This is a genomic window from Plantactinospora alkalitolerans (genome assembly GCF_015690345.1).
GTDB classification, from domain to species: Bacteria; Actinomycetota; Actinomycetes; order Mycobacteriales; family Micromonosporaceae; genus Plantactinospora; species Plantactinospora alkalitolerans.
In genome coordinates, this window is record NZ_JADPUN010000257.1 from 38,853 (window position 1) to 59,440 (window position 20,588).

Annotated in this window: 27 protein-coding genes and 1 pseudogene; 9 read left to right on the forward strand and 19 right to left on the reverse strand. The window is 69.0% G+C overall.

From position 1 onward, the window contains the following. Positions 1-136: 136 nt before the first annotated feature. Positions 137-730 (forward strand): hypothetical protein, encoded by a 594-nt coding sequence (locus I0C86_RS29370; RefSeq protein ID WP_230394979.1) that lies wholly within the window; start codon positions 137-139, stop codon positions 728-730. Positions 731-765: 35 nt separating this feature from the next. Here I0C86_RS29370 and I0C86_RS29375 read toward each other — a convergent pair whose 3' ends face one another. From I0C86_RS29375 to I0C86_RS29400, 6 genes are all read right to left on the reverse strand, one after another. Next, positions 766-1,488 (reverse strand): hypothetical protein, encoded by a 723-nt coding sequence (locus I0C86_RS29375; RefSeq protein ID WP_196204557.1) that lies wholly within the window; start codon positions 1,486-1,488, stop codon positions 766-768. Beyond that, positions 1,485-2,288, reverse strand: a complete 804-nt coding sequence (locus I0C86_RS29380; RefSeq protein WP_196204558.1) for an ABC transporter permease — start codon at positions 2,286-2,288, stop codon at positions 1,485-1,487. The genes I0C86_RS29375 and I0C86_RS29380 overlap by 4 nt, the downstream gene beginning before the upstream one ends. Continuing rightward, positions 2,282-2,992 (reverse strand): ABC transporter ATP-binding protein, encoded by a 711-nt coding sequence (locus tag I0C86_RS29385; protein ID WP_196204559.1) that lies wholly within the window; start codon positions 2,990-2,992, stop codon positions 2,282-2,284. Before I0C86_RS29385 ends, I0C86_RS29380 begins: the two co-directional genes overlap by 7 nt. Before the next feature lie 59 nt (positions 2,993-3,051). After that, on the reverse strand, positions 3,052-3,705 hold the full coding sequence (locus I0C86_RS29390) for a response regulator (protein WP_196204560.1): 654 nt from the start codon (positions 3,703-3,705) through the stop codon (positions 3,052-3,054). Between the two features lie 2 nt (positions 3,706-3,707). Continuing rightward, positions 3,708-4,748, reverse strand: a complete 1,041-nt coding sequence (locus tag I0C86_RS29395) for a sensor histidine kinase (protein ID WP_230394990.1) — start codon at positions 4,746-4,748, stop codon at positions 3,708-3,710. 335 nt (positions 4,749-5,083) lie between these two features. Continuing rightward, positions 5,084-5,998, reverse strand: coding sequence for an NADP-dependent oxidoreductase (locus tag I0C86_RS29400; RefSeq protein ID WP_196204562.1), 915 nt, complete (start codon positions 5,996-5,998; stop codon positions 5,084-5,086). Between the two features lie 105 nt (positions 5,999-6,103). Between I0C86_RS29400 and I0C86_RS29405 the strand changes: the two genes are divergently transcribed. Then, the gene (locus I0C86_RS29405; protein WP_196204563.1) at positions 6,104-6,502 is read left to right on the forward strand and encodes a winged helix-turn-helix transcriptional regulator; all 399 of its coding nucleotides are present in this window, start codon (positions 6,104-6,106) and stop codon (positions 6,500-6,502) included. Positions 6,503-6,817: 315 nt separating this feature from the next. On the opposite strand, the gene I0C86_RS29410 is transcribed toward I0C86_RS29405, so the two are convergent. Both I0C86_RS29410 and I0C86_RS29415 read right to left on the reverse strand, forming a co-directional pair. Beyond that, positions 6,818-7,147, reverse strand: a complete 330-nt coding sequence (locus I0C86_RS29410) for a hypothetical protein (RefSeq protein ID WP_196204564.1) — start codon at positions 7,145-7,147, stop codon at positions 6,818-6,820. Positions 7,148-7,320: 173 nt separating this feature from the next. Next, positions 7,321-8,109 carry an SDR family oxidoreductase gene (locus tag I0C86_RS29415; protein ID WP_196204565.1) on the reverse strand — a complete coding sequence of 263 codons (789 nt, stop codon included), beginning with the start codon at positions 8,107-8,109 and terminating at the stop codon, positions 7,321-7,323. Positions 8,110-8,192: 83 nt separating this feature from the next. On the opposite strand from I0C86_RS29415, the gene I0C86_RS29420 reads away from it, so the two are divergent. Further along, positions 8,193-8,732, forward strand: a complete 540-nt coding sequence (locus I0C86_RS29420) for an RrF2 family transcriptional regulator (RefSeq protein ID WP_196204566.1) — start codon at positions 8,193-8,195, stop codon at positions 8,730-8,732. 688 nt (positions 8,733-9,420) lie between these two features. On the opposite strand, the gene I0C86_RS29425 is transcribed toward I0C86_RS29420, so the two are convergent. After that, entirely contained in the window at positions 9,421-9,654 is a 234-nt protein-coding gene (locus I0C86_RS29425) for a hypothetical protein (protein ID WP_196204567.1), read from the reverse strand. 360 nt (positions 9,655-10,014) lie between these two features. On the opposite strand from I0C86_RS29425, the gene I0C86_RS29430 reads away from it, so the two are divergent. Both I0C86_RS29430 and I0C86_RS29435 read left to right on the forward strand, forming a co-directional pair. After that, positions 10,015-10,338: an Imm51 family immunity protein gene (locus tag I0C86_RS29430; RefSeq protein WP_323373908.1), complete on the forward strand. Its 324-nt coding sequence runs from the start codon at positions 10,015-10,017 to the stop codon at positions 10,336-10,338. A 159-nt stretch (positions 10,339-10,497) separates the two neighbouring features. Then, positions 10,498-11,034, forward strand: a complete 537-nt coding sequence (locus tag I0C86_RS29435) for an AAA family ATPase (protein ID WP_230394992.1) — start codon at positions 10,498-10,500, stop codon at positions 11,032-11,034. A 145-nt stretch (positions 11,035-11,179) separates the two neighbouring features. On the opposite strand, the gene I0C86_RS29440 is transcribed toward I0C86_RS29435, so the two are convergent. Continuing rightward, positions 11,180-11,773: a barstar family protein gene (locus I0C86_RS29440; protein WP_196204569.1), complete on the reverse strand. Its 594-nt coding sequence runs from the start codon at positions 11,771-11,773 to the stop codon at positions 11,180-11,182. A gap of 102 nt (positions 11,774-11,875) precedes the next feature. Here I0C86_RS29440 and I0C86_RS29445 point away from each other — a divergent pair, with 102 nt between their 5' ends. After that, complete coding sequence (locus I0C86_RS29445; protein WP_196204570.1) at positions 11,876-12,292, forward strand: NUDIX domain-containing protein; 417 nt, start codon at positions 11,876-11,878, stop codon at positions 12,290-12,292. Positions 12,293-12,361: 69 nt separating this feature from the next. Next, positions 12,362-12,769 carry a hypothetical protein gene (locus I0C86_RS43915; RefSeq protein WP_230394980.1) on the forward strand — a complete coding sequence of 136 codons (408 nt, stop codon included), beginning with the start codon at positions 12,362-12,364 and terminating at the stop codon, positions 12,767-12,769. A gap of 23 nt (positions 12,770-12,792) precedes the next feature. Here the strand turns inward: I0C86_RS43915 and I0C86_RS29455 are convergent, their stop codons facing one another. The 6 genes and pseudogenes from I0C86_RS29455 to I0C86_RS29475 all read right to left on the reverse strand — a co-directional run bounded on the left by I0C86_RS29455 (position 12,793) and on the right by I0C86_RS29475 (position 16,998). Continuing rightward, positions 12,793-13,377 carry a dihydrofolate reductase family protein gene (locus I0C86_RS29455; RefSeq protein WP_196204571.1) on the reverse strand — a complete coding sequence of 195 codons (585 nt, stop codon included), beginning with the start codon at positions 13,375-13,377 and terminating at the stop codon, positions 12,793-12,795. A 452-nt stretch (positions 13,378-13,829) separates the two neighbouring features. Continuing rightward, positions 13,830-15,095 (reverse strand): erythromycin esterase family protein, encoded by a 1,266-nt coding sequence (locus I0C86_RS29460; protein ID WP_196204572.1) that lies wholly within the window; start codon positions 15,093-15,095, stop codon positions 13,830-13,832. A 44-nt stretch (positions 15,096-15,139) separates the two neighbouring features. Beyond that, positions 15,140-15,241, reverse strand: a pseudogene (locus I0C86_RS45755) (SDR family NAD(P)-dependent oxidoreductase); the annotation flags it as partial. Positions 15,242-15,248: 7 nt separating this feature from the next. After that, entirely contained in the window at positions 15,249-16,085 is an 837-nt protein-coding gene (locus tag I0C86_RS29465; protein WP_196204573.1) for an NAD(P)H-binding protein, read from the reverse strand. Positions 16,086-16,368: 283 nt separating this feature from the next. Beyond that, positions 16,369-16,617 carry a flavin reductase gene (locus I0C86_RS29470; protein ID WP_230394981.1) on the reverse strand — a complete coding sequence of 83 codons (249 nt, stop codon included), beginning with the start codon at positions 16,615-16,617 and terminating at the stop codon, positions 16,369-16,371. A 3-nt stretch (positions 16,618-16,620) separates the two neighbouring features. Continuing rightward, positions 16,621-16,998 carry a hypothetical protein gene (locus tag I0C86_RS29475; RefSeq protein ID WP_196204574.1) on the reverse strand — a complete coding sequence of 126 codons (378 nt, stop codon included), beginning with the start codon at positions 16,996-16,998 and terminating at the stop codon, positions 16,621-16,623. Between the two features lie 234 nt (positions 16,999-17,232). Here I0C86_RS29475 and I0C86_RS29480 point away from each other — a divergent pair, with 234 nt between their 5' ends. Next, positions 17,233-18,030, forward strand: a complete 798-nt coding sequence (locus tag I0C86_RS29480) for a helix-turn-helix domain-containing protein (RefSeq protein ID WP_196204575.1) — start codon at positions 17,233-17,235, stop codon at positions 18,028-18,030. Beyond that, the gene (locus I0C86_RS29485) at positions 18,017-18,208 is read left to right on the forward strand and encodes a DUF397 domain-containing protein (protein ID WP_196204576.1); all 192 of its coding nucleotides are present in this window, start codon (positions 18,017-18,019) and stop codon (positions 18,206-18,208) included. The genes I0C86_RS29480 and I0C86_RS29485 overlap by 14 nt, the downstream gene beginning before the upstream one ends. A gap of 83 nt (positions 18,209-18,291) precedes the next feature. Here I0C86_RS29485 and I0C86_RS29490 read toward each other — a convergent pair whose 3' ends face one another. The 3 genes from I0C86_RS29490 to I0C86_RS29500 form a co-directional block, all read right to left on the reverse strand. Continuing rightward, a complete protein-coding gene (locus I0C86_RS29490; protein ID WP_196204577.1) occupies positions 18,292-19,113 on the reverse strand; it encodes an alpha/beta fold hydrolase in 822 nt (273 codons plus the stop codon). Between the two features lie 19 nt (positions 19,114-19,132). Beyond that, entirely contained in the window at positions 19,133-19,702 is a 570-nt protein-coding gene (locus I0C86_RS29495) for a DJ-1/PfpI family protein (RefSeq protein ID WP_196204578.1), read from the reverse strand. A gap of 87 nt (positions 19,703-19,789) precedes the next feature. Beyond that, a complete protein-coding gene (locus I0C86_RS29500) occupies positions 19,790-20,533 on the reverse strand; it encodes a GntR family transcriptional regulator (protein ID WP_196204579.1) in 744 nt (247 codons plus the stop codon). Between the last annotated feature and the right edge of the window lie 55 nt (positions 20,534-20,588).

Here is a 20,588-nt window from a genome sequence, read left to right on the forward strand (position 1 = left end):
ACCACGACCACGTCGACGGCGACGCTGGCCATGGCTGGTGGCTGGCCTGGCCGTCCTGGTGCTGGCCGCGGGCGCGGCGCTGGTCGTGGCATATCCTTCGGTTGCCGCGACTACCTGCCCCCGCTGCTACCGGCTGGTGCCGGTGCAGGACGGACTCTATGCCGACAGCGGCCTGTCCGATGCCGATCGGCAACGGCTCATCGAGGTGTACCGCGACGCGAATCGGCGAGTCGATGGCTTCTACGAGGGGCGCAGGAGCGCACCGACGGTGCTCGCATGCTTCACAACCAGCTGTTACCAGCGGGTCGGTGGCGGAGGCGAACGGGGGATCGCGGTACGCAACCAGGCGGTGATGCTCTCGCCCCGCGGCCTCGACCCGGTGATCGCCGCACACGAACTCTCGCATGTCGAGTTCCATGTACGCCTCGGTTCCCGGCGCGACCAGATCCCCCAGTGGTTCGACGAGGGACTTGCCGTCCTGGTCTCGAACGACAGCCGGTATCTGTTGCCGCCGACCGCCCCGGACCGCTGCCGCAACACCTCACCCGAGCCGCTGCCCGAGACGCTGAACGCCTGGCTGCGCGCCGCCAGCTCGGATGTTCAGATTTACGCCAAGGCCGCTTGCCGGGTATACCGGTGGACCGACGCACACGGCGGACAACGGGCCGTGCTCGACCTCATCGACCGACTCCACCGCGGCGAACGCTTTGCCGCGCTCGTCCACGGCTGAATCGTCACCCCGTCGCTCGGCGGCGCGCAGTTCCGTCAGGTGTCGCGGTGCACGATCAGGGCCCAGGCGATGCCGACGAGCAGCACCGCCCAGCCGGTGAGCACGAGCAGCCCGGCTCCCCGGCCCAGGGCGGTCGCCGGGTCGGCGGCCCGGCCGAGGAGGCTGAGCGTCGCCTCGTGCGGCAGCAACCTGACCACCTGCGGGAACAGGCCGATGAGCGTTGTCGACACCAGCACCGGCAGGATGAGCAGGACGGTCAGCGGCGTGACGGGGCCGCGGGTGAGGAAGGCGAAGCCGAAACCGAGCAGGCTCAGCAGCGGATAGGCGGCCAGCAGCGCCAGCAGGTCCGTCGCGGTGCGACCGGAGGCGAGATCACCTGCGGCGCCGTGCTGGACGAGCAGGCCGGGCAGCACGGCGGGGATCGCGGCGAGCAGGGCCACCGCGGCGGCCACGGTCAGCTTCGCGCCGAACCATCGGGTACGGTCCGGCGCGGCGGCCAGGCTGACCCGCAGTTGGCCGCCGTGGTATTCGGTGCCGGCCGCGTGGACCGCGATCGCGACGAAGATGTACGCCGGGGCGAGCATCAGCGTGCCGACCTGGTCGACGGCCACCTCGCCGTTCGCGGTGGTGATCCGGACGGTGTCGATGGCGGCGAGGGCGCCGAGCACCGTGTTCGTGACCACCGTGAGCGTCAGCGCGATCCAGGTGGCCGGCAGCGTACGGATCTTGGTCAGCTCGGCGCTCAGCAGTGCCCTCACCGGGCGTCCCTGCGACTGAGCAGCAGTCCGGCGATCGCGGTCGTGAGGCTCGGCCACGACACCAGCACCACCAGGGCGTGCACCGGGCCGGCGGTGAGCCGACTGTCCGCGGGGTTGAGCAGCAGGTTGCGCCCGGCGCTGAGCGGGAACAGCGCGTCCAGCGCGGGCGCGGACCCGGCGAGCGCCTGGGTCATGGTGACCGCGATGAGCGCCACGGAGGCGACGATGCCGATCAGCGTGCTGCGCGAGAGAAGCGTGAGGGCGTACCCGACCAGGGCCGACAGCACGGCGAAGATCAGGAACCGGCCCTGTCCCCGCAGGGCGCCGCCGCTGGTGACGACCGCCGGATCCCAGCCCCTGACGGCGGCGTACATGAAGGCGGTGCTGATGGCCGCGATCACCAGCGACACGGTCAGCAGGTACGCGGCGACCGCGACGGTCTTCGTGGTGACCAGCACGCCCCGGCCCGGGACCGCCAGCACCGACTGCCCGAGCTGGTGTGCCCGGAACTCCTGTCCCGCCAGCACCGCCGCCAGGACGGACAGAAACAGACCCATCTGGAACGACGAGGAGACCAGGAAGTCGACGATCGCCTGGTACGCCGGACGCGGCTGGCCGGCGAACAGCTCGATCAGGCCGTCCGGGGTGATGGTGGCGACCGCCTCGGTGTTCTGCCGTAGGTTCGCCATGCAGATCAACAGGTGCAGGGCGAGGACGGCGGCGGTGACGATCCACGTGCTGCGCAGGGTAACAATCTTGGTCAGTTCGGCGCGGATGCCGGCGAGCACGACGGTCACCATCCCGGTCCCTGGTCGCCGGTGAGCGCGAAGAAGGCGCTCTCCAGCGACGGGTGCCCTGCGGTGATCTCGTCGAGCGGGCCGTGCGCGGCGATGCGCCCCCGGGCGATCACGATCACCTCGTCGGCGGTGTCGGCCATCTCGGTCATCAGGTGGCTGGACAGCAGCACCGTACGGCCGCGGGCGGCGTGGTCGCGCAGGAAGGTCCGCACCCAGCGGATCCCGTCGGGGTCCAGGCCGTTGACCGGCTCGTCGAGCACGAGGATCTCCGGATCACCGAGCAGTGCCGCGGCCAGTCCGAGCCGCTGGCCCATTCCCAGCGAGTACTTCTTGACCCGCTGCCTGGCGACGGCGCCGAGCCCGACGGCGTCGAGCACCTCGTGCACGCGCCGGCGCGGAATCCGGTTGGACTGGGCGATCCAGGTCAGGTGGTCGATCGCCCGCCGTTCGGGCACCGGGCCGGCGCCGTCGAGCAGGGCACCGACCCTGCGCAGCGGGAAACGAAGTTCCCGGTACGGCCTGCCGTCGATCAGTGCGGTTCCCGCGTCGGGCCGGTCCAGGCCCAGCAGGATGCGCAGGGTGGTGGACTTGCCCGCGCCGTTCGGCCCCAGGAAACCGGTCACCCGTCCCGGCGGTACGGTGAAGCTGATGTCGTCCACGGCGGCTTTGGCACCGTAGCGCTTGGTGAGATGGGCTACCTCGATCATCCGCCCAGGATCGCGTCCGCGGCCGGAACGTCGCGTCCCCCGGAAGTAGACAGCGTGGTTCAGCGCTGCTCGTGCAGCAGGCCCGCCTGGTAGGCCAGCACGGCCAGTTGGGTGCGGTCCCGCACGTCCAGTTTGGCGAAGGTACGGCGCAGGTAGGTGCGGACCGTCTCCAGGCTCAGGAACAGCTCGTCGGCGATCTGCTGGTTCGAGTAGCCGCGTGCGACGTACCGGATGACCTGCACCTCCCGCTCGGAGAGCACCTGCCCGGCGAACCGGTGCCGGCGCTGCGGCCGGCCGGGTGCCAAGGTGTGCAGCAGCCGCGCGGTGACCTCCGGCGCGAGCATCGCGTGCCCGGCGTGCACGGTCCGGACGGCCTGCAGCACCTCCTGCGGGGCGGCATTCTTGAGCAGGAAACCGGAGGCGCCCAGGGTCAGCGCCTCGTGCACGTACTCGTCCAGGTCGAACGTGGTCAGCATGATCACCCGGGTGCCGGTGGCCGGCAGGATCCGCCGCACCGCCTCCAGACCGTCGGCGCCGGGCATCTGGACGTCCAGCAGCGCCACGTCCGGCTTCAGGGCGACACACAGCCGGGCGGCCTCCGCGCCGTCGGCAGCCTCCCCGGCGGTACGGAAGTCCTCGGTGCGGTCGAACAGCTTGCGGTAGATCCCACGGAAGCGCGCGTCGTCGTCCGCGAGCAGGACAGAGATCGCCATCGTCAGCTCCTTCGCGCCGGTAGCCTCGCCTCGACCTCGAACCCACCCTCCACGGTGCCGCCCCACGCCACCGCACCACCCAGGGCGGCGGCGCGTTCCCGCATGCCGTGCAGGCCGTATCCCGTACCGGGGGAGACCGGCGTCGTCCCAGGCGCACCGCTGTCGCGTACCCGTAAGGCGATCGTGTCCCCGGTCTCCCACAGCTCGACCGTGCAGCGCGCCCGCGGAGCGTGCCGCACCACATTGCTCAGCGCCTCCTGCGCGATCCGCACCACCGCCGCGCCGACCTCGGCGTCGACCGGGCCGTGCGGTTGCAACCGGGCGTGCACGGCGATCCCGGCGGCCTGGGTGGTCGCGATGATCGCGGGCAGTCCGTCCAGCGTGGGTCCGGGATGTCGCAGGCTACGCACCAGGCCCTGCATCTCCCCGAGGGCGTCTCTGGCATGCGACTCGATGTCGGCGAGTGTCCCGCGCAGCTCGGGCTCGGAGGCGTCCGCAAGGCCCCGGGTCACGCCGGCCTCGGCGGCGATCACTCCCAGCGTGTGCCCGACGACGTCGTGTACGTCACGAGCGACGTCCAGCTGCACCCGCACCCGCTCCGCCTCCCGGGCGGACGCGATCTGCCGACCGACGGCGGTGCCGACCAGCCATGCCGTGCACAGGGCGGCCGTGGCCACCACCACGCGGGTGCCAAGGCCGGGCGAGACCCCGGTGACCGCGGCGAGTCCGGCGAGCACACCGACCAGCGTGATCCCCAGCCTCCGGGTGTGCGGGCCGCGTGCCACGGCCACCGGGTAGAGGCACCAGGCGGTGGCCAGCATCGGATCCTGGCAGACGGCGGCGGCCGTACCCACCAGGGTCGTGGCCGCGACCACCGCGGTCGTCGCGACGGGCGCTCGGTTGTTGAGTACGAGCGCGGCGCCGGTCAGGACGGCCAGCACGATCCCGGCGCAGGTCCGGGCCCAGTCACCGGCTGCGACGATGGGCGGCGCCCAGAGCACGGCGAGCACCAGGGCTGCGGCCAGGAGGTTTTTGCGCGGCATCGTCACCCGCTCATCCTGCCAGCGCACCAGATCGCCTGAATCCCGTCGCCACAACCCCGAGCTGCGGTCGCTGTCACCCGATGAACCCGTGATGGGCTGAACCCCAGTCTCGGGTCAGGCGAGCGGCGACCGTGGCAGAGCACGATCTTCCTTCCGCCGTGGTCGCCCTCTTCAGCGATTTCAGGGACGGCGGCAACACGATTACCGGCGACGTCGGCTCAGGATTCCGGTCTGGGTGAGATACTCAAGCGTAGGACCGCAATTCCGGCTGATGCGAGCGGCGTACTCACCGTGGGGCGGATCAGTTGATCGTGACGGCGGAGGTTTGGCCGGGGTCATGGAACGATCACCACGCCGCCGCGGACGCCCCCCTTGGCCAGCCGGTCGTGAGCGGCCGCGGCGTCGGCGAAGGGGTACACGCCGGCGACCCGGAGCGGGATGTCGCCGCTGGTGACGAGTTTGACCAGTTCACTCAGGCGAGATCCGTCCGGTAGCACCTCCAGCGCGAAGGTCCGGATTTCCCGCACCGGTTCCGGGCGAAGCGGAGGCGACGCGGCCACGTAGCCGCCGCCGTCGCGGATGAGGCCCAGCAGCGAGGGGCCGATCACCGCCAGGTCGATGACCGCGTCGAACGTCCCCGTCGGGTCGTCGGAGCGCGGCAGGAATGCCGCGCCCAGCGACTCCACGAACGCGCGGTCGTCGGTTCCGGCGAGTCCCGTGGCGTGCAGGCCGGTCGCGCGGGCCAGCGCCAGGACGAATCCGCCGACCTGCCCGGCGGCGCCGGTGACGAGCACGGTCGAACCCGCCGGGATCGCGAGCAGGTCGAGGGCCTGGGCGGCGGCGAGGCCGTTGGTCGGCAGGGTCGCCGCCTCGGTGGCGGGGACGCCGGCGGGCGCGGGGGTCAGCCAGGCGGCGTCGAGCACCACGTACTCCGCGTGGGCACCGACCGTGGTTTGCAGCCATGGCGAGAAGCCGATGACCTCGTCGCCGATCGTGAAACGCTCGACCGCCGGGTCGACCGCCGGGTCGACCGCGTCGACGGTGCCGGCCACGTCCCAGCCGGGCGTGTACGGCAGACCGACCGGCAGCGGGGCCGGGAACCGACCGGAGCGGACCATCAGGTCGACCGGGTGGACGACGGAGGCGGCGACCTTCACCCGTACCTGCCCCGGACCCGGCTCGGGCACCGGCACCTCGGCCACGTGCAGGACCTCCGGCCCGCCGAACTGTGCATAGCTGACTGCGCGCATCGCTGTCTCCTTGGTGGGTTCTCGTGATCACCAAGACCGTAGGATCAGCGGGCACTGGCAGAAAGTAGGTACCGTGAAGTGCCTAGGGCACCGGCGGAGGGCACGATGGCGACGACGACCGCAGAACAACGCCGTGAACAGGCCAAACGCGACTACGACGCATTCCTGGAACGGTGCCCGACCCGCGAGCTGTTGAGCAGGCTTACTGACAAGTGGGTCGCACTGGTGATCCCAGCCCTCGCCGACGGCCCGCAGCGGCACAGCGAACTCGCCGGCCGCATCGCCGGCGTCAGCCAGAAGATGCTCACTCAGACCCTGCGCACGCTGGAGCGCGACGGCCTGGTCACCCGCACGGTCACCGCCTCGGTACCGGTCCGCGTCGACTACGAACTCACTCCGCTCGGCCATGAACTGTTTCCGGTCATGATCGCGATCAAGAACTGGGCGGAGCTGCACATGGACCGGGTCTTCGAAGCCCGCGCCCAGTTCGACGCACGCCCCTGAACCTCCTCGGGGACGGCGCGTCGTGTCTGCTCGTCGGACGAGCGTGCGTCCGACACCTCGAGCGGCGTCGGTATGCGACACGTGACCTTGGCAAGTTCGCACGGCGGCGGTGGCAACAGCCGTGACGGTGACATGTGGTTCCAGTGAGATACCCGACACCCTCGATCCAGATGCGGCCGTGCGAGGTGGGCGCACATCGCCAGGTCCGCTCGTGTGGCGGTCATCGTCAACTGCGCGACGGCGGCCTCTCAGGCGGCGACGAGGTCGCCCGGACCGGCGGCCAGTGCTCACGCGATCAGGCCAAGATGACGACGGTCAGCGGTCCGTCGGACCCTGGGGCGACGACGGGTCGTGGCTCCATCGGACGTGCCGCTGGTCGAAGGCGAACCGGCGGTCGACGACAAGTGGGTCGTCTAGTTCGAGGATGGTGACGGTCTTGCCGAAGACGTTGGAGCCCGAGCCGATCCGGTAGCTGGTGTCCAGTGACTCGTCCAAGGTGTGGTCGTCGAGCAGTGTCGGGGGCACACCGGTTTGCGGCGCGGCCTTGCCCACGAAACGGTAGCGGGTGAAGCGGAAGTTCAGTAGTCCAGGCGCCGGTACTTGCCAGGTGAACTGCTTGATCCCCGAGCCTGAGGCGTTGGCCAACTCGTACCAGCCGCTGCTGGCGATTGCATCCTCGCGGGTCGTGTCGGTGACCGCCGTACTTTGGTTGGGCCCGCTCGAAGGTACCGGATCAGTTTGACGCTGTTCGGGGTTAGTCCCTGTCGCTCCGCTGCGCGAAGCGGCCCTAATCGGGAGGAAGTAGGTCTATTTCCGAGTTAGGCGGGTGGTTCGGCGATGGCGTGCCTGTTGGATGTGTGGCCGGGGCGCTGTCCCGCGAGCCATTCGTCGAAGGTGGTTGGCGTGATGCGGGCCCCCTGGCCGGGCAGCAGTACGGTGCCGGCCATTGCCGAGTCGAAGATGGCCGACCACGTCGGCACGAGCTTCACCGTGTGGCCGCGCGTCTCGTTGGTGCGTCGTGCCATGTCGACGAGGTCCTGCGGTTCGGGGCCGGCAATGTCGGCGTAGCGGCCCTGTGGCTCGCCCGCCGCGATCTCGGCGAGGACGTCGGCGACGTCCTCGGGCGCGATCGGCTGCACGAGCAGGGGCGCGATCGTCGCGACGCCGTCGCGCTCGGTCCAACGCGTGACCATCGCGGCGAAGTCGTGGAACTGCGTGGCTGGAACGATCGTCCACGGCAGTGGACCGGCGGCCACGAGGCGCTCCTGCTCGCGTTTGCCGGCGTAGTGTGCGGTGCCCTCGACGCGATCGATCCCGACGATCGAGAGCAGAACGTGGTGGCGGACGCCGGCTCGCTTCCCGGCCGCGAGTAGGTTCCGGGTGGTGGTGTCGAAGTACGCCACCGTCTCCGCGTGGCCGGCAGCCGGCCCGTTGGTGACATCGATGACCGCATCGACGCCCGCGAGGGCGTGGTCGAGTCCGTCGCCGGTCGACAGGTCCACGCCCAGCGAACGGCTGATCCGCACGACGTCGTGGCCGTCCCGTTCGAGGGCGGCGACGGTGAGGGCGCCGATGTTCCCGGTCGCCCCGGCGACTGCGATTCGCATAACGATCTTTTCCTCTCGCTCGTTACCGAGCCGACACTATCTCGGACTTCGCGGGTCCGCAATATCTGCGATAGGCTGATGCTGTGAAGCTGCCTGTGAGCACCGAATGGTTGCTGCACTGCGCCGCGACGCTGGCGCAGCTCGATCCGGGAGCCACCGCGTCGGCGGCGCAGCTCGCGCAGTACTACGACCTCCCGGCGGCCTATCTGGCCAAGCAGCTGCAAGGGCTCGTCAAGGCTGGCGTGCTGATCGCGACGACAGGGCCCCGCGGCGGGTTCCGTCTCGCGCAACCGGCGTCCGAGATCACGCTGCTGCGGATCGTCGAGGCCGTCGACGGCACCTCCCGGCCCTACGAGTGCCGCGAGATCCGCCAACAAGGACGGGGAGCGCTCCCTCCCGAGGAGTGCCAGAACCTCTGCATCCTCGCCCAGAAGATGGCCGAGGCGCACGATGCGTGGCGGCGCAGCCTCGGCGGCGTCTCACTCGCCGACATCATTGCCACGCTGCCTCCGACAGCACCGGCCCGCACCCGATCCCGCCTCACGCCGACGACGGGCTCGACGCCGTCGCGCCGATCGTCGGGATCAGATGCCGCCGACCCGCCGCCTCGGTCAAACCGATGAACGTCCCCGCCCTCCGCGTAGATCGCCCGCACTACGAACCCGACGACCATCCCGGCCGGTTCCCGGAGGTGTCCTACTGAACCGGCACCGCCCCGGGCCCCGACCCGGCCGCGTAGCCGAGGCCGCGAGGCGATCCGCCTCCCGCTCAACGTCCGACGCCCAGCACCAGGCTCGGCGGGAGCGGCAGTCAGGTACCGCGCCCGTGTTGTGCGGTCGTTGCCACGAAACGCAGTGGCTGAGCCTGCTAGCTCTGGCGAAAGCAAATACACCGCCCGGCTGTTCCTGGGTCACAATCCAAATTGTTCCATTGTCCGGCGGATCGTCGGTTGGACACTCTGATGGCGTAGCATCTGCCCTTGACTAAGTCGGCGCTGATGATGGATCCATCAACGATCTGCCATCGGAATTTATCTATAACCCCCGTCGAGCCTTCGATTGCAACGCCCGCAATCGCGCCGACAACGATTTGAAGGGAAGCTAGCAGGAAGCTTCGCCCCTTTCGCGACCTTACTCTGTGGCCCTCCGAGTTTTCCGCAGGCCGATCCCTCACGTCAACCAATTTGGTACCCCAATCTCGCAAAATCATCACCGATAATCCACTTGAGGTTGGCCTTCAAGTTCACGTTGCCCGGCCGCTCGGCCTACCTAAAGGCGGCAACCCGAGACTCCATGGCCTCGCCGATGTGGGTCAGCAACAACCGAAAGATTCGAATCGTTGACAGATAATGCTTCTGGCATATCCCGACGATGCATTACCAATGCGCTTATCTCGGCAAAGTAGTTGGGGGTGCCGGTCGAGGTTCTTGCGGGCCCGGTCATGGCACATCGCGGTTCGCGGGTCGGCGTGGTGGGCGGCGATCTGCATGTCGCGCGGGCTGATGCCGGCATCGGCCATCGTGGTCACGAACGTGCTGCGAAGCATGTGGGGATGCACCTCGGCATCCGGATCCCGCCGTGTCGGCCAGATGCTTGAGCCGGAGGGTGGCGCGTCGTGCCGATCCGTCCGCGCGCCATGGGTGTTGCGCAGGACCGGCCCGCTGGTGCGCTCGTCGACGGCCCGGGTCGACAGTTCGGGCGACCGCCGGTGGCGGCGGGACGAGCACGACTTTGCCGCCCTTGCTGCGATCGCAGGACCCGGTGGCAGTGCTCCTCGCCAAGGTCGGCGATGTTCGACCGCTGGGCTCGAAGATTCGCAGGCCGAGCAGGCCGAGCAGGCCGGAAAGGGCGACCTTTGTGTTCTCGCCGGGATGTCTGGCAAGATCTGCGGATGGAGCCGATACGGGTGGCAGAGATCAAGCCTGGCGAGTATTCCTTGTGCCTGGTAGCGGGGGCCACCGACGTGGACGACTTGATCGTCGAACTCGGTCACGAGCCCAACGGTGAATTCTGGGCGGGGATCGCGGAGTTACTCGTGATGACGGAGGCGTCTGCGCTTGCAGGAGCCTTCTCGCCTGATCCCGAGGGTGGCGCGTTCTATGCGTACAGCGACGATCGAGGGGTGCTCAACGACTTGGCGAACAGGCTTCGCCTGGTCGCGACCGACGGCAATCGGCTGCGACAGCTGATGGATTTCGCCGACGCCAACGGATTCGAGTTCGATGATTGATTCGGCGCTACCAGACGCACTCCGTCGGACACGAGCGTGTGTCGGGCAAGTTGTACCATGGCCGACGGAGAGTGAAGAGGCGTCGGTGGGCGACACACACGGTCGGCGGCATGAGTGGCTGTCAGCAATGATGGGGCGTTCGGTCGGAAGCGGGTGATGATGAGGCGACCAACGCTGTTCCTGACTGTGGGACTCCCATGCACAGGGAAGACCGCTGCTGCTCGGCGCATCGAGAGCGAGCAGAAAGCACTTCGTCTGACGAAGGACGAATGGGTGAAGGCTCTCTACGGGCACGAGAATCCGCCATCGGCTCAGGACGTGATCGAAGGACGGCTCATCCAGATCGGGCTGCGCGCCCTCGAACTCGGCAACAACGTCGTGATCGACTACGGCCTCTGGAGTCGAGACGAGCGCTCCGCGCTGCGGCAGGCAGCAGCAGACCTCGGCGCGGCGGTGGAGCTGCGCTACTTCGAACTCACCCCAGCCGAGCAGCGCAGACGCCTCGATCAGCGCCAAGCCGAAGCGCCACACACGACTTGGCCCATGTCCGACGAGGAACTCGCCGAGTGGGCTGCCAACATCGACATCCCAACGCCGGCCGAACTTGACGGCAGCGAACCCATTGACGACCCACCGGCTGGATTCGCGACATGGAACGAGTGGCGCACGCACCGCTGGCCGCCGTCGGTCTTTTGACGCCTGCTCCTCGCAGCGCTGTCACGACCGCTCATCGGCTGCTTGTTCCGTTGCGGGACCGCGTTCGGCAGCTGGACGATGGCCTACGGAGAGTAATGGGCGCCGAGTCCAACGCGCCCGCTCGGCGGCGGTTGCGTACAGGTGATCACGGTTGGAGTGTTGTCGCGCGAAATGGCGGGACTGGGTCAGCGCCCGGCCAGTCGGTGCCGGTGAGAGTCGCGGTTAAGCGCCCGTCGGCAAGAGCTACGCCGACATCCATACCAGTTGCTGCCGGCTCGGCGAAGGCAACGGGTGTCGTCTCCGCGAGGAGAAAGACGAAGTGTAGGGCGAACGGCGACCAAGGCTCGTGAGGGCAGCCGTCAGCGTCGAGTTGAAGGTTCGCGTGCCACGCCGCTTGGCAGAGCACCGAGATGAAGAGACCCAGGAAATCCGCCCCAGCCAGCTCGTCGGCTCTATCGATCAGCACTGCTAGGTTCCTCGTGTCGGCTCCGTGGCCGTGCCAGTCGCGCAGGCAATCCACGAGCGCGTTCCAGTTGTGGCCGAAGTAGCCGGGGAACGACAGCTCACGAGCGAAGGTGGCGAACAGCGATGCCGGCTCTCCCAGCTGCCGGCCATCCAGCCGTACCACGCTTCCACCCTGCTTCCGCAACTCGACCACCTCGGCGCTCACCCACGGGTCGTCCGCTCGTGTGACGACCACCCATGGCGACTGGTACCCGGTAAGGGTGAGAGCGCTCATGGCCGCGATCCTCTCAGGTGCGCGGACGCACGCCGCGTGAGGACCACGCATGGCGCATGGCGTGCGACCCGGCGGCAGATCCACATGGGCCAGAATGTGCCGATGACGATCTCCGCTGACGACTCCGGCCCGGTCCGGATCGTTACGGCCGTTCTCCGCGACGGCGATCGGGTGTTGCTGTGTCATCGAAGCGCCGGACGCCGTTGGTATCCCGACGTGTGGGACCTGCCGGGCGGTCATGTTGACGAGGGCGAGGATCCGAAGGAGGGCCTTGTCCGCGAGCTTCGGGAGGAGTTGGGGATCACGGCGTCGAAGCCGTCCAGCCCGCCGATGCACGAGATCCGGACCGCGACGTTCCACATGGAGATCTGGTTGGTCGACAGGTGGACCGGAACACCCGTCAACGCCGCACCGGACGAACACGACGCTGTGGCGTGGTTCGTGACGTCCGACCTTGACAGCCTGCGTCTCGCCCACGAGTCGTACCTCTCGATGCTCACCGCCGTGCTCGCCGGGTGACGTCGCGCCGGAGGCCAGGGGCGCGCACCCATCGGCACGACCCGCACGAGGCGTGATCCAGAATGGGTCGTGCGCCGGGGTTGGAACGACGTGGCCGCCCGGCTCGTCCGCGACGGGCTCCCGGTCATCGCACCGGCGAACCCGCTGCGCAGCGGGTCGGCCGACTCGGCCTGCCTGGCGAGCATCCTCGCCACCATCAGCGGGCCGGTGGTTCTCGCCGTGCACCCGTACGGCGGAATCGTCATCACCAACGCGGCGATCGGCAACGCGAACGTCAGGGCCCTGGTCTACGTGGCCGCTCTGGTGGAGGCGGTGTACGACGATATTCCACTACAGCAGGGGTTCGCTGCCTTCGTCCCCGTACATCCGGGGCGTGGGCCCATGTTCGGCTCGGCCGCGCGGGTCGGGCGTCCGGAGGACACGATCGCACCGGTCGCGAGCGAGGACGAGCTTTATACGCCGGACTCCGGCCGCTGATCAGGTGTGGGGGGCCAGCAGATTCAAGTCCGACGGATGGCGTACCGGTGCAGGGTGACGCCCTCGTCGAAGGACCCTTGCTCGAGGAGGGCCAGTTCTGCCGGCCCGTCGTGTGCGTCGAACAGCGGCCGGCCCGCGCCGAGGATGACGGGGTGTGTGAAGAGCAGGAGTTCATCGAGTAGCCCCGCGCGGAGCAGGCGCGTGGCGAGAGTGGCGCCGCCGACGCCGATGTCACCGTCGCTCTCGGTCCGGAGCTTCGCGAGCGCCTCGATCGCGTCGCCGTCCGGGCCGACGACCCGGGTGTTGTACCCGGCCTCGGTGCGGGTGCGGGACACGAGAACCTTCGGCGTCGACGTCCAGATTTCGCCGTACTCGCGAACGTAGTCGGGCAGCGTGTCGTCGTTGCGCGCGGCCGGCCAGAACGCCTCCATCGTCTCGTAGATCGTGCGTCCCTGGATCATGAGTGTCAGGGCCCGGGCCCGCGCGTTGAACTCCCGATGCAGTGGTTCTCCGATTCGCAGCCAGTCTCCGCTGCCCTCTTCGCCCGCAGCGTGCTCGATCTTGAGGTCGACGGAGACGTTCATCCAGTACACGAACCGGGCCGTCATGTCCGCTCCTAGCGATGCCGATCTGCGACTACTCGCGCTGACGCTAGGACAGGTGGTTGTAGTTTGCAATCACTATCGAAGGGTCGCCGACAAATGCACTCGGTTCCTGGTGCTCCGCGACGGTGGCCCCGAACTCGTCGACCAGCTCATGGACGAGCTACGCCACCTTCATCTCGGCCTCCCGGACCCGGGTCCACACGCTCCACGAGCCAGTGACAGGCTTCCGGCGGCGTACGAGGCCGCGATGCGCGACACGTCCGATCCCGGTCACACCACAACCCCCGAATCCCGAGGCAAGCGGGGAGTGAACCTCACCATCGGATTGAATGGACCGTAGCGCCGTGCCACAGCGGCAACTCGCCGGCCGCGCCTGCCGGACGCAGATGGTGGAGATTGGCGCGGCGGTGCGCCGGCGGGTCGATGCATACGCACCCGGCATGGGTCGTCTTCAATCAACCGGCCAGCTGCTCGGTCGTGGAGGTCTCGGGGACGTTCACTACCAGGTCGTAGGCGTCGAGCAGTTGCACCTCCTGGTAGGTGTCCATGACCCGAATGTGGTCGGGACCGGTCAGCCGTCCCCGCGCCCCGCGCAGGTCGACCGCCCGCAGCCCCGGCACGGCGGCGAACGCCGCCTCCACGCTGCCCTCACGCGCCGGATCGAGGTCGACTCCGACGATCTCCACACCGCCGGGCCGGTCCGGGTTCGCCCGGCGGGTCACCGTACGGCCGGCGGTGCCGGTCACCGCCATCGACACGTAGTCGCCGCCCAGCCGGTTTGCCAGGTGGTGCCCCATCGCGGACAGCGAAAACGCCGGCGTGACAACCGGTGTCCGCTGGATGTGACTGTTGTGCGCCGCAATGACGATCCTCGCGTCCGGCCCGAACCGGTCGAGCAGCCAGAACACCGTCTCGGCCATGCCACGGTCGCGCGCAGCCACCTTCGGGTGCGACGTGTCACCGGCCATTCGCGCGGCGACGCTCCTGGTCGACTGGTCCAGTAGGCACGCCAGCCGCAGCTCGTGCCGGGCGACTTCGTACGACTCGACGCCACCGGCTGACACGTACTCCGGTCCCAGTGCGTCGAACCGGGTCGCCAATTCGGCGAACAACGCCGTGATCCCGTCCCGCTCGGCTGCGGCGAGTTGGCCGTACGCTGCGTACGCCGGCAGCGGGTGCTCGCCCGCGAACTTCTCCAGCAGCGTGACGAGCCGATCGACCACGGCTGCCCCATCGCCGTCGACCGCGCTCAGGTAACGCCTGATGTTGTGCATCGCAGGCAGCGGGGACGCTGTGGAACCCGGTACGTCGATTCCGAAGAACCGTACCTGTTTCGTACCGGCCGCATTGGTCTTCCGCATCCACTCCAGGTGCGCGCGCATCTCTGCGCAGCGCCCGAACGTGTACGTGATCCCGACGTCGGCGATCGTCCGCAGGTCGCCGGGACCGCCGCGTACCCAGTCGTCCACGGTCAGCCCCTCGCTGAACCCTGACTCCAAGCCGTACAGCGTGAATCCCAGGCGCTCGACCAGGAACCGTGTCAACCGGTGCCGCAGCAGGCCGAACTCGCGTACGAGGTGGGAGTTCTCGCCAATGGCCACCACCTTGGCACCGGCCAGCCGCGCGGCCAACGGCTCCAGGTCGTCGAGCGGAGCTCCCGGATCCAACGTCGCCAAGGTCATTGCCTCTTCAGCAACGAAGTCATGAAACGCGTCAGGCATCCGGCCAGGCTACCGACCCGTTGCCCCCCGGGCCCGATGAGTGCTCAGGGGTGTGGCCGCTGTACCTGCTCGAAGTGGAACTCGCGGATGAAGCAGTCTCGTGGTTTGCCGACCGCGAAAGGCACGCACTCGATGACCGGCACGGCGTCGCCGTCAGCGGAAGTCGTCGGCGTGGTCTATCGCCCAATCCGCGAACGTTCGTGCCGGCCGTCCGAGGATCTGCGGGATCAGCGACGAAATCTCGACCGGCCGGTCGCCCGCGGCGGCCCAGGTACGCAGGATCGCGGTGACAGCGAAGTCCGGCATGCTCTGCGCCATCTCCGCCTGTGCCACCTGCTCGGGTACCACCTCGACGGCGATTGGCCGACCCAGGGCTGCCGCGATCGCGGCCACCTGCTCGCGCAGGGCGATCGACTCCGGTCCCCAAAGGGTGTACGCCTTCCCGCCGTGGCCCTCTGCGGTGAGGGCGGTCACGGCGAGCGCGGCGAGGTCGGCCTCGTGCACGGGTGCAGAGTGCGCGTCGGGGTACGGCAGCCGCACCTTGCCCTCGGTACGGATGGACCGCGACCACAGGCCGATGGTGTTACGGGCGAACATGCCGCCGCGCACGAACGTCCAGTCCAGGTCCGACCGCCCCAGCGCCTCCTCCACCGTCCGGTGGCGGCGAGCGATGGGACTGTGTTCGGCGCCGGGACGAGTGACCAGGGCCGAGGAGAGCAGCGCCACCCGACCGACGCCGGCTCTCCGCGCCGTGGCCACGAAGCTGTCGATACCGGCCGGGTGGGCGTACAGGAAGGCGCCGGTGGCCCCGGTCAGTGCGCGGTCCAGCGTCTCGGGTCGTTCGAGGTCGGCGACAACCGTCTCGACCTCGGACCCGAAAGCCCCGGACGGCTGGCGGCTGGCGGCTCGGACCGGCTTTCCCGCCGCCTGTAGCCCACTGAGCACCTGCCGACCCACACTGCCGCGGGCCCCGAAAACGACGATGGTCATGACTTCGATCCTGCAACCTCAACCCGGCTTGAGGTCAAGATCGCGGACAGGCTCTTCGGCATTCTCCGAACGTCGACCGACGCGGAACGGCCTGGACGACGACTCGCGTCTACCCGACACCTCAACCCGCATCGGGTCCCTGCCGGCTCGCCGCCGACCCGGTGATACCCGAGAGCGGCGGACGACGAACTCCATCGGAACACCTCCGGTGGCAGGCCGCCCGGCCCACCGACCCGGCCGGCCCAGCCCTTCAGGAGTGCGGGCCGGTCGGGTGACGAGGCGGTCAGCGGCGGCGCGGCACCCAGTAGAGGATCTGTCCCGCGAGCAGTGCGGGATGCGTGTCAGGCAGTGCTTGCAGCGCACGGGCGAGGTGCGCGCCGAGGTACACCATCAGCCCCGTCCGGTCGTCGCGGTACGCGGTAGCCAGCGCCAGTCGGGCGGAACGGCAGGGCCAGGGGTCGGTGCACCCCCGGCAGCGATACGACGGGTACGCCGGAAGGTGCTTACGCCAACGTTCCTGCGGGCCGATCACCGGTCACATCCGTGCACCGGGCCGGGTGCGGTACTCCCGCGCGGGCGTCAGCGCGCCCAGCCCGCCCGCACGGCCGTTCACCAGATGCGAGCGGGTGGGCAGGTCCCATTCGGGCCCACGGTTGTTCACCCGCACCCGGGTCGACGGCGGCGGAGGCGGGTCCGGGGTGACGGATGGTTGCGTGGCCGACAGGGCCCGGATCTCGGCCCGTTCCGTCTCCGTCAACCGGGGTGGGGGCGGTGGCCGGTAGGGCGCTGGCACCAGCTCGATGGAATCCGGGCAACGCCAGCGCCAGCCGCAGCGGCAGTACCGCCAGAGCTGGCGCCAGTTCCGGCGGTGGTAGGGCCGTGGTCCGGTCAGACGCCGGAGCAGCCTCGTCATCACAACCTCCTCGGGGAGTTGAAGGGGAGCCGGTCTCGGTGGGGGATCGCGACCGGCTCCCGAGGCAGGTTCCACCCGGGCGCTTGACGGTCACCGAGCAGTTCCGCTGTGTGACACTCTGATCTGGACGGCACCGGGATCGGAAGGCGATCGAGCAGGTCGGGGCGCTGGTCTGGTGGGCCGTCGGTGGCGACTGGTAACACCTGGTGATCTAGACAAACTTCTGGAGGCCCGATGGGACACGAGGACGAATTCGGCTTCATCCGGGACCAACTGCGCAGGCAGCGAGCACTGCGCGGCATGTCGCAGGAGGAGTTCGGCAAGCGGGCGAACTACTCGGCCTCCACCGTGTCCGCAGTGGAGACCGGCACCCGGCCGATGGACATGCCGTACGCCAAGCGAGCCGACGAGATCCTGGAGACCGGCGGCCTGTTCGTGCGGTTGCTGAAGGCGGCGCAGCGGGAGATGCAGCCCACCTGGTTCAAGCGTTGGCTGGACGCCGAGCGGGCCGCGACGCAGCTCCGGAATTACCACCCGACCCTGATCCCCGGGCTGCTCCAGACCGAGAACTACGCCCGCGCGGTGCTGCGCTTCGACGCCACCCGCCGCGAGGAGGAGGTCGAGAAGTTGGTGGCCTCCCGACTCCAACGGCAGGAGATCCTGACCCGGGACCAGCCGCCGCTGGCGATATTCGTCCTCGACGAGTCGGCGCTGCGCCGCCGGGACGCCATCATGGCCGAGCAGTTCAGACACCTCCTGCGGATGGCCGAGCTGCCCTACGTCCAGTTGCACGTCATCCCCGCCGACGCCGGCCTGTACGTCGGTCTCTCCGGGCAGCTCGCCCTGGCCAGGTCCGCCGACGGCAACTGGGTGGGGACCCTGGAGAACCAGCTTGCCGACTTTGTCGTCGGTGATGAGGATGGGATCGCCACGCTGCTCGGGCGGTGGGAGGGTGTGCGCGGCGTAGCCTTGCCGCAGAACCTCTCGCTCGCCCTGCTGAAGGAAGTGGAGAGCCAGCATGCACCTCAGTAACGCCCGGTGGCGGAAGTCGACCCGCAGCGGCACCAACGGCGGCAACTGCGTCGAGGTGGCCGACAACCTGCCCGGCCTGATTGCCGTACGCGACAGCAAGGACCCGACCGGCCCGGTACTGAGCTTCGGGCCGGAAGCGTGGCGAGCCTTTGTCGGCCTCGCTGCCGGCCAGGGCTAAGAAGCTGTTCGGCCTGCATCTGAGTTCACCCGGCAGCACTGTGTCGATCTGCTTGAGCACGGGCTGCGGACCTGTCGCAGCAATTAGTGACCTTGTTCCCGGCGGAGGAAGCACGACAGGAGTCGCCTGAAGTCGTGCGGGTGCTCGAGAGCCGGCACGTGCCCGCATCGGCCGAGCACATGCAGACGGACATCGGCCAGGTGCTCGAGCAGGGGCAGGGCTGCCGTCCCGAGCGGGGTGACGCGGTCCTCGGCGCCGTGGACGAGCAGCACGGGCGCGCTGACCCCTGCCAGCGTTTGCGCCGAGAGGGTGAGGTCGTCGGCCCAGCGTGTCCTAGGTGGAGGGAACAACGACGCGAATGCGGTCGCCCCCGCTCGCATCGAAGCTGCACGGGCAGCGACGGCCGACTCGGTCACGAGCGATTGGTCGAGGACGAGGCGACTCAACATGTCTCGTGCCCCGAGCGGGCCGGCGGGGGCGGCCCAGACCGCGTCGAGCTCGGCGGACAGCGGCGCCCCGGGGGCGCCCATCGTCGAGACCGCCACGACACGGGTGACCTGCTGGGGACGCGCGGCCGCCAACGCCAGCGCCACGGCACCGCCCATGGAGTGGCCCACCACGGCGTAGTGCTCGACACCGAGAGCATCCATCAGGCCCGCGGCCTGCTCCGTCCACAGCCGGAGCCCACCCCTGGAGCGCGCCGGGATTGGTGTACGGCCGAACCCCGCCTGGTCAGGAGCCACCAGGTGCCAGGACGTGCCCAGCGCCTGTGCCGTCGTTGCCCAGGCGCCGGATCCGGTCGTGCCGGGTCCGGAGCCGTGCAGCATCAGCACCGCGGGCCCGGTGCCGCTCTCCAGGACGTGGACGGGGGAGCCGTCGACTGTGACGGTCCGAAGTGCCGTCACCGGAACAGGTCGGGTGTGCTCATGCCGATGCGGAGGTGATGGACTTCGAGAAGAGCTCCATCATCGCCTTGCCGAATTGCGGCATGTCGGGCCAGCCCCGGCAGGAGACGAGGTTGCCGTCCACGACGTCGGGAGCGTCGATGACCGTCGCGCCCGCGTTCTCCATGTCACCGGTGATGGGGGGGAAGCACGCCGTCTTTCGACCCTTCAGCAGCCCGTACACGGCTGGCACCTGCGCGCCGTGGCACACCAGCGCGATCGGGAGGTCGCGCGCGAAGAAGTGCTCGGTGATGCGCCTGACGTCGGCGTCGACCCGGATCCACTCGGGGGCACGCCCTCCAGGGATGATGAGGGCGTCATAGCGCTCGACGTCGACATCGGCCCAGGGCACGTCGACCGGCAACTTTCGGCCGTTCTTCTCCACGTAGGCGTCGGAGTTGGGGTCGAACTCGTGGATGACCAGTTGAACGTCACGCATCGTCCGTGACGAGACGTCGACGTCCCAGCCGCCCTCCTGCACGCGATAGTAGGGATACATGGTGTCGAGTTCCTCGGCGGCGTCGCCGGTCAGGAGCAGCGCTCTGGGCACCTGCTTCTCCTCGCATCTGGGGACGGGTGGGGTGGATCAATCCAATCCGATCCGATCGAGTTAGCATTCCTCGGCCCAGCCCGCCCGTCAAGCCTCTACCGCCATTCCGTCCGCGTCCTTGGCCTCGTCGAACAATCGTCGGAAACGCTCGCCGGACCGCAGGATGTGCCGACGCATGGCGTAGGCGGCGGCGTCGGGGTCACGCGCGGCGATCGCGGCCACGACTTCCTCGTGCTCGGCCATAGCCAGGTGAGTGACCTGGGTGTCGTGGAGAAGCCGGAAGAGGTGCACGTGGCTGTGCAGGCGAGCGAGCGCTTCACGGATGACCTGGTTCTCCGCGCTCAGGGCGACGAGATCGTGAAAGGCGGCGTCGCGTAGCCCGAAGGCGCCGTAGGCCATCGGCCCGTTGCCCCCCTCCAGCTCCGCCATCTCCTCCAGCATTCGTCGCAGACCGGCCACCTGTTCCGAGGATGCGCGTTCGGCGGACCTGCGCGCCGCCGCCGGCTCGAGGAGCAGGCGGACCTCGAGCATGTCCTCGAATCGGTGACGGGTGATCTGGGGGGGAATCCGGTAGCCGGCATGGGGCACACGTACGACCAGGCCCTCGGCCTCCATGCGGTTCAGAGCGTCTCGGATCGGCGTCTGCGAGACCCCCAGCTCTCGCGCCAGGACGTCGATCGTGACGCGGGAGCCAGGCTCGATCCGTAGCGACATCAACTGTCCGAGCAGCGTGTCGTACACCTCGTCGGCAAGCCGGCCGCGAGATCTTCCCGGCGGCATTCCGCCCGTCATGCCCCCACGGCCCGGCGCGATCATCGCTTCGTCGTCCATCGTGACGGATGGTCCTTTCTTGCGTCTTCGCGAACCTGTTGACATCGGTCGCAAC